Origin of the sequence: Pseudoalteromonas sp. SD03 (assembly GCF_040937955.1) — a bacterium.
Lineage (GTDB): Bacteria > Pseudomonadota > Gammaproteobacteria > Enterobacterales > Alteromonadaceae > Pseudoalteromonas > Pseudoalteromonas tetraodonis.
On sequence record NZ_CP162514.1, the window covers coordinates 2,179,763 to 2,194,433 of the forward strand.

The 14,671-nt window shown below is 40.6% G+C and carries 10 protein-coding genes; 2 read left to right on the forward strand and 8 right to left on the reverse strand.

Annotated features, from left to right (window positions below; genetic code table 11):
• The first annotated feature begins 138 nt into the window (after positions 1-138).
• A complete protein-coding gene (locus tag ABZP26_RS10095; RefSeq protein WP_013465236.1) occupies positions 139-1,329 on the forward strand; it encodes a class I SAM-dependent methyltransferase in 1,191 nt (396 codons plus the stop codon).
• Between the two features lie 9 nt (positions 1,330-1,338).
• Here the strand turns inward: ABZP26_RS10095 and ABZP26_RS10100 are convergent, their stop codons facing one another.
• From ABZP26_RS10100 to ABZP26_RS10120, 5 genes are all read right to left on the reverse strand, one after another.
• Positions 1,339-1,635, reverse strand: a complete 297-nt coding sequence (locus tag ABZP26_RS10100; RefSeq protein ID WP_013465237.1) for a PilZ domain-containing protein — start codon at positions 1,633-1,635, stop codon at positions 1,339-1,341.
• Between the two features lie 8 nt (positions 1,636-1,643).
• The gene (locus ABZP26_RS10105; protein WP_013465238.1) at positions 1,644-2,024 is read right to left on the reverse strand and encodes a two-component system response regulator; all 381 of its coding nucleotides are present in this window, start codon (positions 2,022-2,024) and stop codon (positions 1,644-1,646) included.
• Positions 2,025-2,250: 226 nt separating this feature from the next.
• Positions 2,251-6,138, reverse strand: coding sequence for an ATP-dependent RNA helicase HrpA (gene hrpA, locus ABZP26_RS10110; RefSeq protein ID WP_174818632.1), 3,888 nt, complete (start codon positions 6,136-6,138; stop codon positions 2,251-2,253).
• 128 nt (positions 6,139-6,266) lie between these two features.
• Positions 6,267-7,301, reverse strand: a complete 1,035-nt coding sequence (locus ABZP26_RS10115) for an isoaspartyl peptidase/L-asparaginase family protein (protein WP_368484924.1) — start codon at positions 7,299-7,301, stop codon at positions 6,267-6,269.
• A gap of 124 nt (positions 7,302-7,425) precedes the next feature.
• On the reverse strand, positions 7,426-8,130 hold the full coding sequence (locus ABZP26_RS10120) for a SapC family protein (protein WP_013465241.1): 705 nt from the start codon (positions 8,128-8,130) through the stop codon (positions 7,426-7,428).
• Positions 8,131-8,435: 305 nt separating this feature from the next.
• On the opposite strand from ABZP26_RS10120, the gene ABZP26_RS10125 reads away from it, so the two are divergent.
• Complete coding sequence (locus ABZP26_RS10125) at positions 8,436-9,146, forward strand: DUF6445 family protein (RefSeq protein WP_024601129.1); 711 nt, start codon at positions 8,436-8,438, stop codon at positions 9,144-9,146.
• Between the two features lie 3 nt (positions 9,147-9,149).
• Here the strand turns inward: ABZP26_RS10125 and ABZP26_RS10130 are convergent, their stop codons facing one another.
• The 3 genes from ABZP26_RS10130 to pgl form a co-directional block, all read right to left on the reverse strand.
• Entirely contained in the window at positions 9,150-10,685 is a 1,536-nt protein-coding gene (locus tag ABZP26_RS10130; RefSeq protein WP_350655000.1) for a tryptophan halogenase family protein, read from the reverse strand.
• Positions 10,686-10,761: 76 nt separating this feature from the next.
• Positions 10,762-13,380, reverse strand: a complete 2,619-nt coding sequence (locus tag ABZP26_RS10135; RefSeq protein WP_028835031.1) for a TonB-dependent receptor — start codon at positions 13,378-13,380, stop codon at positions 10,762-10,764.
• A 578-nt stretch (positions 13,381-13,958) separates the two neighbouring features.
• Positions 13,959-14,669: a 6-phosphogluconolactonase gene (gene pgl, locus ABZP26_RS10140; RefSeq protein WP_013465246.1), complete on the reverse strand. Its 711-nt coding sequence runs from the start codon at positions 14,667-14,669 to the stop codon at positions 13,959-13,961.
• Between the last annotated feature and the right edge of the window lie 2 nt (positions 14,670-14,671).

Here is a 14,671-nt window from a genome sequence, read left to right on the forward strand (position 1 = left end):
GAGCTTCCAAAAATCTATTTAAACGAGGTTATATCCCCTACTTTAACGCGATTTATAAGGCCCTTGCAAAACATTCATTGTATGTTGCGCGTGGCTTGACTAAAATACAGCGCTTATTTATTACTACAGAGAAGCCCTATGTCATCTGCCGTTTACCTGCAAGCTGGTCGCGATAAATCATTAAAAAGAAAACATCCTTGGTTATTTTCTAAAGCCATCAAAAAAATTAAAGGTAAACCTGGATTAGGTGACACGGTAACCATACACGACAGTGAAGGTAAGTTTTTAGCCACCGCGGCTTACAGCCCGCATTCACAAATTCGCGCGCGTGTTTGGAGCTTTGATGAAAAAGAAGTCATTGATCAACATTTTTTCGAGCGTCGCCTACGTCGTGCTTTAGAAGCTCGCAGCCATGCGATTGAAGAAGGTGGACTGACCGGTTTTAGGCTTTGCGCCGCTGAATCAGATTATTTACCGGGTGTTACCATAGATAAATTTGATAACACCTTGGTTTGTCAGTTACTCAGTGCCGGTGCTGAGCGCCACAAAGGTGAAATTGTTGGCGCATTAATGGCTATTTTCCCAGGCTCAAATATTTATGAGCGCTCAGATGTAGATGTGCGTACTAAAGAAGGCTTGGAGCCAATTAAAGGAGTGCTTTGGGGTAATGAACCCACAGCGCCAGTTATCATTGAAGAAAATGGTTTAAAAATTGAAGTTGATATTCTTGAAGGCCATAAAACCGGCTTTTATTTAGATCAACGTGATAGCCGTGCTGCGCTGGAGCGTTTTTCAAAAGATAAAACCGTATTAAATTGCTTTAGTTATACGGGGACGTTTTCTCTTTATGCCCTGCGTGGTGGCTGTAAGCATGTAACCAATGTCGATGTTTCACAACCAGCTCTTGATACAGCAAAGCGCAATGTTGAACATAACAACCTTGATTTAAATAAAGTCGACTTTGTAAAACAAGATGTATTTAAGTTATTGCGCCAATACCGTGAAGACGGCGTGATGTTTGATACGATTGTGATGGATCCGCCTAAATTTGCTGATAATAAAGCGCAGTTAACTGGGGCATGTCGGGGTTACAAAGATATTAATATGATTGCGATGCAAATATTAAAACCAGGCGGCACACTGCTTACTTTCTCATGCTCTGGTTTAATGGAACAAAATTTGTTTCAAAAAGTGGTTGCAGATGCAGCACTTGATGCAGGTAAAGATTTGCTGATCATGGAGCGCTTAAATCAAGCAGCTGACCACCCTATTGCGGGCAGCTACCCTGAAGGCTTTTATCTTAAAGGCCTTATTTGTAAGGTTTACTAAACACTAATTTTAGTTAAACTCAATAATTTCTAGCCCCGCGGTTATCGTGCCATCCTCTTCTGTGCTGGCACGTATCACCTTTGCAGTGGCTTTTAACGGTGCAATGCTTGGATGGGTTGATGCAATATCAACCGATAAAATTGAGTTAAGCTCTAATAAATCATCGAGCTGCAAGGAGAGCCCTGTTGCACTTAAGTCAAGGCAGGTGCCTGTGTAACTTAGTCCTGCGACGGGCTCAATCGAGGTTAACTTAGCGGGTGTGTTAACCTGCATACGTCTGTAGTTTCGCTTATCTTCAGTAAACATAATTCCCTCTACACAATATTATTAATTTTTTCTCGTAGTACGGCGATAGAAAAAGGTTTTACAACGTAAGCATCACACCCTGAGTCAAAGCCTGCTTGTTGCTCAAGCTCTGACTCAAGTCCTGATATCATCACCACCGGAATGTGTTTTGTCTCTGGCGTATGTTTAAGTATGCGACAGGTATCATAACCATCAAGCCCCGGCATACATACATCAAGCAAAATAATATCAGGCGGATTAGCAATGGCAGATGCTAAACAACTTTTACCAGAATCAGCATAGCTTAAATCAAATGTTGATGCTAACCCTGCTTTGAGTATTTCAAAATTGAAATACTCATCATCAACCACTAACAATTGTCGCGCTTGGTGTTTTAGTAATGAGGACATAGCAATGTCATTTCCTTCTCAAGTTAGTCCCTTAGGGTCTGTTGACCGTTCAAGGTTGAATTTGCAGTAGCCTGTTTGGTATTTAGGCAAGGCAGAGCCTATGTGGTGTGGTTTTTACTTAGCCCACTAGGTTACAAACCTCGCGCCGCGATTAAACCGCCCTTAGTTTGAACAAATTTTAATCCGCAAAGGTCAACAGACCCTAGCTTAATAGCGAATAAAGGGATTATTCAATTTCTTTTATCGCATTCAACACACGTTTCGCTGAAATTGGATAAGGTGTACCTAAGGTTTGCGCAAATAAGGATACGCGTAATTCTTGCTGCATCCAAAAAATAGCCTCAACATCATCAGGCAATGGCATTCCTTTAGGGGTTTTATTCGTCAGTTTTTTATATTCTTGCGCCACTTTTTCAAGCTCTAGCACACATAATCTATCACGATTTGGGTCAACGGGTAGCTTTTCTAGTCGTTTTTGAATCGCTTTTAAGTAACGAATTAAATCGCCGAGCTTATCCGCCCCATGCTGGCTCACAAAACCTTTAAAAATAAGCGATTCTAACTGAGATTTAATATCGCCATGGGCAGTGATCATGGTTAAATCTACTCGCCCTTTCATTTTTTTATGCAGCGCATGAGCAATACTCAGTACTTGCTCTACTTGGGTTGCAATTGCTACTACGGTGTCGCCTAATTCGCCGCGAATATGCTCTTTAACCGCTTCAAATGCATCACTTGTACGAATATCACCATATTTAACTAATAGGCTATCAACACCCGATGCGATACAGTCATCAATTAAATCTGCAATTTTACCAAAAGGATTAAAGTACAACCCTAGCTTAGCCTTGTTTGGTAAATTTTGCTGCAGGTATTTAATGGGTGATGGTACGTTTAATAACACTAAACGACGCAACCCCTGCTGGTGCGCTAATTGCGCTTTAATTTCGTTATCGAATAACTCCACTGCCGCCGTTGATTTTTTATCCACCAGCGCAGGGTACGCTTTAATTTCGTACTGACCTTGCTTTTTCACATAGGATGTTGGTAACTCTCCAAAATCCCACTGTGTTAAATCGGTTTTTTCTATGCCTTTGTCGGCGACTTTAGATAAGGTGTCGGTGACCTTGCCTTGTAGCTGCGCTTTAAGTTTAGCTAAATCGAGTCCACGTGCCAGTAGCTTGTCGTGTTCATCGCGCACTTCAAATTGCAGCCTTAAATGCGGAGCAAGCGCAGTTAAATCCCACGCCTCAGGGTCTACACGGACGCCGGTCATACGTAGTAATCGATTGCTTAGCGAGTCGATTAACGAGCCTTGTAATGGCTCTATAGCCGCTAACACCGCATCGGCATAATTAGGCGCAGGAACAAAGTTACGACGCAATGACTTAGGTAATGACTTAATTAACCCACAAATTAGCTCATGACGAAATGCCGGTATATGCCAATCAAAGCCACTTTCTTGCACTTGGTTTAACAGTGCAACGGGTATTTGTACGGCAACGCCATCAACCGCTTGGCCTGGATCAAAGTGATAGGTAAGCGGCAGCATCAAATTATCTTGCTGCCATGTATCTGGGTAGTCAAATTCGGTAATGCTGCTGGCGCCATGTTGCATGAGCTCTTCGCGCGTCATGTGCAGGTAGTGTTTGTCTTGTTGTTTTTGTGTTTTATACCATTTGATAAACGCAGCACGATTGTTAATATCGCTGGGTATTTTCTTCTCGTAAAACTCAAACAAGGTTTGCTCATCAACTAAAATATCGCGTCTACGAGACTTGTTCTCGAGCACTTGAATATCTTCAATTAATTCGCGGTTATACGCTAAAAATGCTTCATTTAATCCAAGCTCTTGTTCAACCAGCGCCGAGCGGATAAATAATTCGCGGCTTACTTTAGGATCAATCTTGCTATACACACACCGGCGTTTATTAACGATAAGCAGGCCGTAAAGTGTTTGTTGCTCAAAGGCAATGACTGCACCGGGCTTTTTCTCCCAGTGTGGCTCTGTATAGCTTCGTTTTACCAAATGTTGAGCAAACGGTTCTACCCAGTTCACATCTATTTTGGCATTAATACGGGCATAGAGTTTACTGGTTTCTACCAATTCAGCCGACATCATCCACTTGGGGCTCTTTTTAAACAAGCCAGATCCTGGAAAAATATGAAATTGGCTATTACGTGCGCCTTTATACAGCTGCTTTTCGTCTTTAAAACCGATATGACTGAGCATGCCACTTAACAGTGCTTTGTGAATAAGCTCGCTGTCTGCAACATTCGTGGTGGCTTTCATTTTCATTTCATTGCACACAGTGCTGATTTGATAAACGATGTCTTGCCATTCACGAATGCGCATATACGCTAAAAAATCTTTTTGACATAGCTTTCTAAACTGGCTATTGGTCAGCTCACTTTGCTGCTCTTCGAGGTAATTCCACAAGTTTAAAAAGGCGATAAAGTCAGAGTCTGGATCGTCAAAGCGACCGTGTTTTTCATTCGCTGCCTGGCGTTTTTCTTGTGGTCGTTCTCGTGGGTCTTGAATTGAGAGCGCAGCAACAATAATAATCACCTCACGCAATGCACCCAGCTTATGCGCAGTCAGCACCATTTTTGCTAAACGCGGATCCACTGGCAAACGACTCAGCTCTCGACCAGATTGCGTTAAACTGGTTTTTTGATGACGTTTAGCTTCTTTTACCGCTTGTAACTCTTCAAGCAGTGTTAAACCATCGTTAATGTTGCGGCTATCTGGGGCTTGCACAAAAGGAAATTGCGCCATATCACCCAACCCTAATGCCAGCATTTGTAAAATAACTGACGCTAAGTTAGTACGCAATATTTCAGGATCGGTAAATTCAGGACGTGATAAAAAATCGTCCTCTGAATACAAGCGAATACAAATACCCGCTTCAACACGTCCACAACGCCCCATTCGCTGATTAGCACTAGCTTGCGAAATAGGCTCTATGGGTAAACGTTGAACCTTTGTACGGTAACTGTAACGACTAATACGCGCCGTACCCGGGTCAATAACATAACGAATACCTGGCACCGTTAGCGATGTTTCAGCGACGTTAGTTGAGAGAATAATGTGGCGGCGCGAATGCGGCGCAAAAATACGATTTTGCTCAGCGTTCGATAGCCTTGAATACAAAGGTAATATATCGGTGTGTTTTAAATTACGCTTACTTAGTGCATCGGCGGTATCGCGTATTTCTCGTTCACCGTTTAAAAAGATCAGAATATCACCGGGGCCTTCAGCGCAAAGCTCATCGACCGCATCAAAAATCCCCTGTAACTGGTCGCCTTCGGCTTCCATGTCTTCTTTTTGGATGTCACTGATGGGGTTATAGCGTACATCCACAGGGAATGTCCGGCCTGATACTTCAATAATTGGCGCATCATCAAAGTGCTTAGAAAAACGTTCTGGATCAATGGTCGCAGAGGTAATAATAACTTTTAAGTCAGGACGTTTAGGAAGTAAATTTTTAAGGTAACCTAAAATAAAATCAATGTTTAAACTGCGCTCATGCGCCTCATCAATAATAATGGTGTCGTATTGATTCAAAAAACGGTCTTGTTGTATTTCAGCTAATAGAATACCGTCGGTCATCAGTTTTATATAACTGTTATTAGAAACCTGATCGCTAAAGCGAATTTTAAAACCCACTTGCTGACCAAGCTCGCATTGCATTTCTTCTGCTATACGATTGGCAACGCTACGTGCAGCTAAACGTCTAGGTTGAGTATGGCCTATATACCCATCAACCCCGCGGCCTAACTCTAAACACATTTTAGGAATTTGTGTGGTTTTACCTGAGCCGGTTTCACCAGCAATGATCACCACTTGATTATTAGCAATGGCCTCTTTAATGGTGTCTTTTTTTTGACTGACCGGTAATTGCTCAGGATAAGTAACGTTAGGTAGCCCAGCTAAACGCTGCTCGCGAAGCGATTGACTGCGACTGATATCAGCCGTAATTTTTTCAAGCGCACTGGTAAGTTTTGCCTCGTCGGTAATTTTTTTTACGCCATGAAGGCGCTTTTTAAAACTGAATTGATCTTTTTTTAAGCACGTTTTTAGCTCGCCAAACAACTGACCTAGGTTTACCACCTGCATACCTTATAAAAATTAGTCAAAGAGCCCCGATTGTAGCAAATTAAATGGCTGGGGTTAATCCTGTAAAGGACATAACAATCAGCGGATTATTATATAAACCTCCAGCCACTAAAGAAAAACGCTTATTCGTCGCTAAAAATACCTACATAAGTCGCTTGCGTATTCAATTTACTCGCACGGTACATGCCTGTGGTGTTAAACGGCAGGCTAATATTGCCTTTTGTATCAACAATAATAACACCGCCTGTGCCGCCAATCGGTTTAAGCACCCCATTTATTACTTCATTCCCAGCTTGAGCAATAGTTTTACCTTGATATTTTACTCGTGCGCAAATATCGCTTGCCACATTATAACGAATAAAATATTCGCCATGGCCAGTTGCCGATACCGCACACGAGGCGTTTTCTGCAAAGGTCCCCGCGCCAATAACTGGTGCATCACCAATACGGCCAAAACGTTTTGCGGTCATTCCGCCAGTTGACGTACCCGCGGCTAAATTACCTTGTTTATCCAGTGCAACCGCACCCACAGTCCCCATTTTATAATTAGCGGGTAACGCCTTGTGCGCTGCTTGATAATCTTTATTGGTGCTTTTGCTCGCCTCTAGTTTTTCCTTTGCTTTTAATAAAGCTTCATAGCGATGCTTTGTATCAAATATATTATTCTCTACTAAGCTAACGCCTTGCTCTTTAGCAAACTCTTCTGCACCTTGGCCACTTAACATCACATGCACTGATTTTTCCATCACTAAACGGGCAAGTTTAATTGGACTTTCTATGTGCTTAATGCCCGAAACCGCTCCAGCTTGGCGGTTACGACCATCCATAATAGAGGCATCTAACTCATGGCTACCATCATAGGTGTATACCGCGCCGCGTCCGGCGTTAAAATAAGGCGATTGCTCTAACACTTCAATGGCTGCTGTGACTGCATCAAGGCTTTCTCCGCCTTGTTCAAGTACCTTATACCCAGTCTCAACAGCTTGAGCTAATTTATCGCGGTAAGCTTGCTCTTGAGCAGGTGTAAATTTACTTTTTTCGATTGTGCCTGCCCCGCCATGAATCGCAATGGCAAACGGCGTGCTCGCACTCAATGCAGATGAGCTCACACTCATTAAACTACCGCAAAGCAGTCCTAGTAATAGTGATTTTTTCATTGTGCGTTCTTTTGTTAGTTAAGATTAAAACTAATGTGAATGGTTACGTGGGGTTTTTCAAGTGAACTGAGTTTAATGGCATAAAAAAAGCGCCCTGAGGCGCTTTTTAAATTCTGTTTAAAAATTACGCTTGTTGCGCTTTTAAACGTGCTAAACGTGCTACTTGGTGAGTAGACGTTAAGAAAGAATAGATAGGTGCTAAATAACCGCGTTTACGAAGCTCTAGAAAGTCTGCATCGCTTAGCTCATTTAGTTTTTTCTCATCGATAAGGTAAATACCGTTGATGTCTTTTTTCTCGCCTTTAATATCAACCGTTAGCGTTTGTGCTACTAGTAATTCTTTATCAGCAAGGAATTTAGTGAACGCATCAGTGACTTGTGAAAACTCAATGAACGATACTAGCGCTTCTTTACGACGCTTAAGGTAATCAGTTTCTTCACCGTTTTCGAATAATGCATTACCCTCTTCTTCACCAACTAATGAGCTCGCTTCGTCAATTACAATACCAAATTGATCTTGCTCAGGGTGCTTTACTAAACCTAATGGGTAACGCGTTGTTGCCATAGGTGCAAATGCTGCTGTCCATTTGTCGCCATCAACAAATAAGTTTTCGCCAGGCTCTAGGCCAAACATAGCAACCGCTTGAAAAGTACCTGTTTCGTTATTTTTAACAAAAGACATTGGAAACTCATTGGCGATACGCGCAAACTCGTGTGCTACAACTGGCACTAAGTGTTGAGTTTTCATAAATTCGATATTGATGCCATTTTTAATTTTAGTGTTGGCATGTTTTTCGTTGTGTAAAGGCTGTACTTGTTGCTCCGCCATGTTACTGCTCCGTTATTTTATAAATTTGATTTTTTACTGTTAGTGCCCTAAGGCTAAAGGTTTTGGCAACAAAAAGGAAGTGAAAATTTTGTGGCAGTTTGTAGGATATTAATTAACAAAAAATTATCGTTGATTATTTAGACAAATATATAAAAAACGTTACTTTTGCCAACGTTCACTGGTCTATTAGCCATTAAATACACTCGCTGATAGCTTTGACAGCGTTGTCAGAGGTGATATATTAATTTTACAGCGAGGTAAGATGTTTACACTTAAATATTCTCATCAAAAATTAGACCTTAAAAATGAAAAATTTAACCATAAATCCACAGTTAAAAATTGAAAAGTTGATGATCCCTGGCACACAGGTATACGCTTACGTTGTTGATGATTTTCTTTTAGATACAAGTAGTGTAATGAATTTTGCCCATAACATAGCTTACTTTAATCCTATGTTCTCAGATAATTCCTTTTATCCGGGGATCCGCGATAATATGCCACAACCGTACTTGAGGTTGCTGCACGCATTTTTTCAAAATGAAATACTGCCTAAAATAGAAAACAAAAACTACCACGAGTCTATTCTTCATAAAAGTTTGCTTTCATTAGTTTCATGTAAACCGGCTAATTTAATTGTCGATCAAAAAGTGCCCCATATCGATTCATGTGATGAAAGAGACTATGCGTTTGTGCATTATTTATCTGGTGAGGAACTCGGTGGCACCAGTATTTATAAATACATACCGCAAAACATTATTGAATTTAAAGAGCAACACAAACCACTATTGGCAGATATAGTTAACGATGTTAAAAATAACCCTGATGAACATCAAGGCTATTTAGCGGGTACCACTAGCTTATTTGAGCAGGTATTTAAAATAGATGCTAAATTTAATCGCCTTGTTATTTACCAAGGTAACTTATTACACAGTGCAAATATTTACTCTGAGCAAAGCTGCTTAGCCGATGCTAAAAAAGGCCGTCTGTCGATAGCCTCTTTTGCAAGTGTAAGATAAGGGTTAGATTGACTGAAGCCCATACTGTTTAATTTTATTTAAAAGCGCTCTGTGATCAGGAAGCTTATTTATTAAATAGTGATCAATCTCAGCTCTTTGTTTTAAACGCGCTAAACAGTGTGCCTGTTCTTTATCGGGGCTGTTAGACGCCTTAGTATTGTAATTCATTCCATAAAGTACAAATAAGAAGTTCTCTAGATAAAACACTTCAAACTGACTAAAAAAATCATCTCTGACTGGGGTAAACTCTTTCCACAAATTAAGTTTTTCTTTTAATGACGTGGAAATAGTGTCTTGGTTTTTATTTGCTATCCAAAAAGCTGAATCAGTGCGGTCTGATATACAGTAGTGAAGTTTAATAAAATCAATCACCCGCTCCCATGCATACCCCATAGCATGATTAAAACGCTCTTCTAATTGCTCTAGCTGCGTTGTTGATGATGGAAAGCGCAACGTTAAAAATTTAGCTGAAAAGTCAGTTAATAATATTGACGTTGCCTCTAATGGTTCTAAAAAGCCTTGCGCTAAGCCAAGGGCAACACAATTTTTATGCCAAAACTTTTTCCGGTAACCGACCCGCATTGGTATTTTTCTGTAGGTAAGATCTTGCTTACTGTCACCTAAATAACGGTCAAGTTTTTCATGTGCCTGTTCATCCGTCATATGGTTATCTGAATAAACAAAACCGACTCCACGCCTATTGGTGAGCGCAATATCCCAAATCCAGCCAGCTTGATGAGCGGTGGCAAGTGTATAAGGAGGAATAGCATCATCGGCTTTGGTTGGTACTTGCACCACTAATGCGCTGTTAATTAATAAACTCTCAGATACATCAACAAAAGGAATCTTTAACGCTTTACTCATAAGTAAAGATTCAAAGCCTGAGCAGTCAATATAAAAGTCAAACTCAAGCTCTTCATTGTTATCTGTAATAAGTGCAGCAATAGCGCCGTCATCGCCAAGCTTTACCTGTGTAACATGGGTGTGTATATGCTCTACAGAAAATTTTTCTTTTGCATTACAAGCGAGTAGCTGTGCAAACTTGCCTGCATTAAAATGATACGCGTAAGCCAACTCCCCTTCATATTGAGCATTAGTGATATTTTTAGGTGCTAAGCCTGCCTCACAAATAACATGCTGAGAAGATAAGCCCTGCGCATAACTTTGACTTTCCTCTTTGTTATTTAACCAATAAGAAGTTAAATGCTTGGCATCATAAGGGCTTGGCACATCAAATAAATGATGAAAAAAGTTGCCTTCGCCATGTTTTTTCTTATCCATCCAGTTAATAAACTTTATAGACTGCTTGAACGTTGCATCACATTGCCTAATAAATTCATCTTCACGAATACCAAAGCTTTTTAGGGTATTCCTAATATCGGGGACTGTGCCTTCACCTACACCAATTGGCGGTATATCTGGGGACTCTATTAAAGTAACAGATATACCTTTACGATTGAGCATCTCTTTGCCAATGTGGTTTGCAGCTAACCAACCGGCTGTTCCACCACCTACAATTGCAACTTTTTTTATATCCATAAATCACCAATAAAGTTTAACCTCGCAAAAAAGCCCAGCAATGCTGGGCTTAGGTTATTTTTACTCATTTAGCGTATTAAAAACGCATTGTTACACCAAGTTTGTAACGTGCTTCACCTTCAAAACTCCACACTGGAAAATCATTCAGTAAATCAGGGTTTGGTAATGAGGTAGATGCATCATTGTTACCCAGCTGAACGCTGTCTTCCTCTGTTAGGTTAATCCCTTCGAAAGTGACATCTAAGTAATCAGTTACAGAGTATGTTGCACTGAAATCTAGCTGTCCGTAGTCTTGATGCTCGCGGTTACCGTACCAACCTGGTGCTTCACGAATAATAAACTCTGAACGCCAGTTATATGCTAAACGAGCAGAGAAATCATCATTTTCATAAAAACCAACTACGTTATAGCTGTTTTTCGATGAATCAGAGAATACCCCAACACGGTCTGGGTAGTTTTCTGCTGGTGCTTGCGCATCTGAATAGGTGTAGTTAAATGAATAACCAAAGCCGTTATCGAATGAATCTTGAATTTGGAACTCAATACCTTCGATTGAACCACCCGTACCATTTGTTGATGAGCTTACTGTCCAACAGTCATATTGCTGAGCACCACACGGTGGCTCGCCGGCATCTGGGTTAGTCGTATAAACGGGGATGTCGATACCAATTTGTTGGTTTGTTTGTTGTTGGGTAGAAATAAATGAGCTTACTTCTTTAGTGAAGTAAGTGACGCTTAACATAGCATCGTCATCAAAATACCATTCAACACCAATGTCTGCCTGGAACGCTTTAAATGGGCTTAAACCTACATTACCCGTATTTAACACTTCATTTAAAGGACGGTTATCTGTATAACCCGCTAGATTACGCGTTGCAAATAAATCTGCGTAATTAGGGCGAGAGATAACTTGCGCTGCTGAGGTACGTAAGATTAAGTCGTCAGCTAAGTCCATAACCACGTTTAAGCTTGGTAAGAATTCACTGTAATCGGCTTTGTCTGTAGATAACGTCGAGTCGTAAACACCTTCATCACTTAAATCATAGTAATCTGACGAAATATCAGTTGATATATAACGAACACCTAAATTACCGCGAATACCACCGGTGTCAAAATCAGCCATCGCATATAAAGCAAAGTTTTCTTCTTCTATGGTGCCGTATGCTTGTGGACGTGCTGTATAACCTTCTGTCATTGCTAATGAATCAGCAATCATTAGATCCATATCAGGTTCAGGTATTACAAAACCACCACCGGCAGTCACGGTACCTGGGTAGTATTCATTAGCATTACGTACAGGTACTAAATCGGCATTCACATTGGCTGCATTACCATCTTGTACAACTTTGTGATCGGCATATCTTAAGCCCGTTTTAATTGCGGTAATAACACCAAGCTCAACAGGAATTTCAAAGTCTAAATTTAAGTAACTTTCTTCATCTGAATCAGGGTTGTATTCAGGCGCCCAAGTTTGTGGGCTGATGGTATCAGGTAAAATGCTAGCATCGTATGATTGGTTAGCTAAATTAAATCTAGTCACGTCGCCAGTCATATCAATAGACCCATTTAAGTCGCTATTGTTATTTGCAAACATACCATAGTTTGCCGTTGTTACATCACTGTCTGCGCTTGTTTTACCTACACGACCTTTAAAGGTGAATAACTCTGAGTCATATTTCCAATCTAAGTCAATAGTATCAGACTTCATGCTTGCTTTACGCGCCCATGTTTGGAAAAAAGCCGTGCCATTGCCGTCGATATTACGCGAAACACAGTTACCTGAGGCGTTCGTTTGTTCACATGAACCATCACCTGGGAATATAATGATTTGCGAGTTAGCATTGTTAGCATCTAGCTCTAAACTTGTATAAGTTAGACCTAAAACTAGCGAATCTGATGGCTGATATTGCATAGCTACGTTATACGCAGTACGCTCACGAGCTTGCTGGAAGGTTGTGGGTGCCATACCGCCACTCCAACCACCTGACGATTCAATACCGTTACGTTGATAATCTACTTCTGATAATGAACCCGCAGCTAAGATACCAAATGTTTCACCATCATTTTTCCAGCTGTACAAGCCTGAAAGCTCAGGATCTGTCTCTTCAGATACTGTACCGTAATCAGCTTTAACACTAGCAAATACAGTGTTTGCATCTAAATCTAGCGGTTTACGAGTTTTAACAATTACAGTACCGCCGATACCACCTTCAACTAAGTTAGCTTGAGATGATTTATAAACTTCTAAGCCACCTACTAATTCAGAAGGTAGTAATGAATAATTAAAGCTACGATCGACCGCTTGTTGATCGAACCAGCTAGTTGAGGCAACAGTATGACCGTCAAGTAATGTGCGTGTTAATTGTGCTGATGCACCACGGATAGATACTTGCTGACCCTGTCCAAATTGACGAGATACACTGACACCAGAAATACGACCAAGAGATTCACCTACATCGCCATCAGGAAACTTACCAACGTCTTCAGCTGTTACAACATCAACAACGGCATTTGAAAAACGCTTGCCGTTTAAGTTTTCTTTATTTGAAGCGCGAATACCCGTAACTTGGATTACTTCAACATCTTCTTGAACTTTAGTTTCATCGGCTGCGAATGCAGCACCAGTGAACCCGGCTCCCATTACTAAGCCGATATTTACTGCTAATAAGCTTTTTTTAAAATTTTTAGCTAACACAGGATTCCCCTTGAATCATTTTGTTGGTTTTTGTTTATCATTTTGCCTACCGCCATGACAGCGCTGTCATAGTAGTAACAAACCATACATGCAAAATTACAATTTTGCTACATTTTTCCGCTCTTTTTGTATGAAAAATAGCTAATTCAACATTAAGCAAATGATTTTAAAGAAATTAATTATTGCATGAAAAAGCCGAATTAAATTTGTTTAATTCGTTCACATTTCCAGCATGTACTTGAAGCATTTTTAAATTGATTTTGTTTAAAACAACGTGGTGAGTAGGAATTTTCAAACCGTAAAACATGCTTGTGAGTTAGTGTTTAATAAATATAACCATTTGATTTTTGGCTATAAGTAAAATTTATTCAGTATTTACAATCGGTGTAAAAGCCTATTTTATACTGCTAATTGTGGAGGCAATACTCAGCATTTCATCTTTATCTCTGCGCTGCTTTTTATAATTCAGCAAAGAGTAAAACAGATCAGCAATAAAAAAGGTCAGTAGCAAAAGCGACTGACCTTTCATTAAACCATCAATACAAAGAGGTTTAGCGCACATCTAATTTATATTAAAATTAGGGCGCCCAATACACTTCAATGTTGATCTCAGGGTGATTTAATACCGCACGTAACGGCATGTCATTCACATCGCCCCCCGCTAAAGCTTGTTTATAAACAGCCAACTTTTCATCGCCACTAATTAGCAATTTAACCACTTTAGATTGTGCAATCGCATTTAACGTTAAGCTCATGCGCTCAGTAATACTGCCTGTTACGTCACTTTGTATCGCGTTGATAGCGCACACAAGTTGGCTTGAATCTAAGCCGTTTTTCAGGCCTTGTGCATGTGGGAATAATGACGCGGTGTGGCCATCTGGGCCCATGCCTAAAATAGTCACATCAAAAGGACGTTTTAATGCTTGAAACTGCGCTTCACAGGCATCAACCCCTTGCTCTGCAGTGGCTGCCGTATTTTTCATGCTAATAAAATTAGCCGCTGCACCATGGTTTTGTAACAAAGTACGCTTGATGAATGCTTCATTACTCTTTTCATGACTTGCCTCAACCCAGCGCTCATCAACCATAGCAACATCAATGTTTGCCCAATTTAAATCAAGGGTCGATAAATGTTTATAAGCCGGTTCTGGCGATGAACCGCCTGAAACCATTAATACTGCACGGCCATCACGTTCAATACCATCACGTAAAGCATGCTCTAGTGACTGAGATAATTCATCAGTCAGCGCAGCTTTATCGTCAAAAAACTTTTCTACTATTGTTGCCATCA

Bases quoted from the DNA above. Each gene is read 5' to 3' on its own strand.
- ABZP26_RS10095 (WP_013465236.1), top strand. From the start codon at position 139: ATGTCATCTGCCGTTTACCTGCAAGCTGGTCGCGATAAATCATTAAAA.
- ABZP26_RS10100 (WP_013465237.1), bottom strand. From the start codon at position 1,635: ATGTTTACTGAAGATAAGCGAAACTACAGACGTATGCAGGTTAACACA.
- ABZP26_RS10105 (WP_013465238.1), bottom strand. From the start codon at position 2,024: ATGTCCTCATTACTAAAACACCAAGCGCGACAATTGTTAGTGGTTGAT.
- ABZP26_RS10115 (WP_368484924.1), bottom strand. From the start codon at position 7,301: ATGAAAAAATCACTATTACTAGGACTGCTTTGCGGTAGTTTAATGAGT.
- ABZP26_RS10120 (WP_013465241.1), bottom strand. From the start codon at position 8,130: ATGGCGGAGCAACAAGTACAGCCTTTACACAACGAAAAACATGCCAAC.
- ABZP26_RS10125 (WP_024601129.1), top strand. From the start codon at position 8,436: ATGAAAAATTTAACCATAAATCCACAGTTAAAAATTGAAAAGTTGATG.
- ABZP26_RS10130 (WP_350655000.1), bottom strand. From the start codon at position 10,685: ATGGATATAAAAAAAGTTGCAATTGTAGGTGGTGGAACAGCCGGTTGG.
- pgl (WP_013465246.1), bottom strand. From the start codon at position 14,669: ATGGCAACAATAGTAGAAAAGTTTTTTGACGATAAAGCTGCGCTGACT.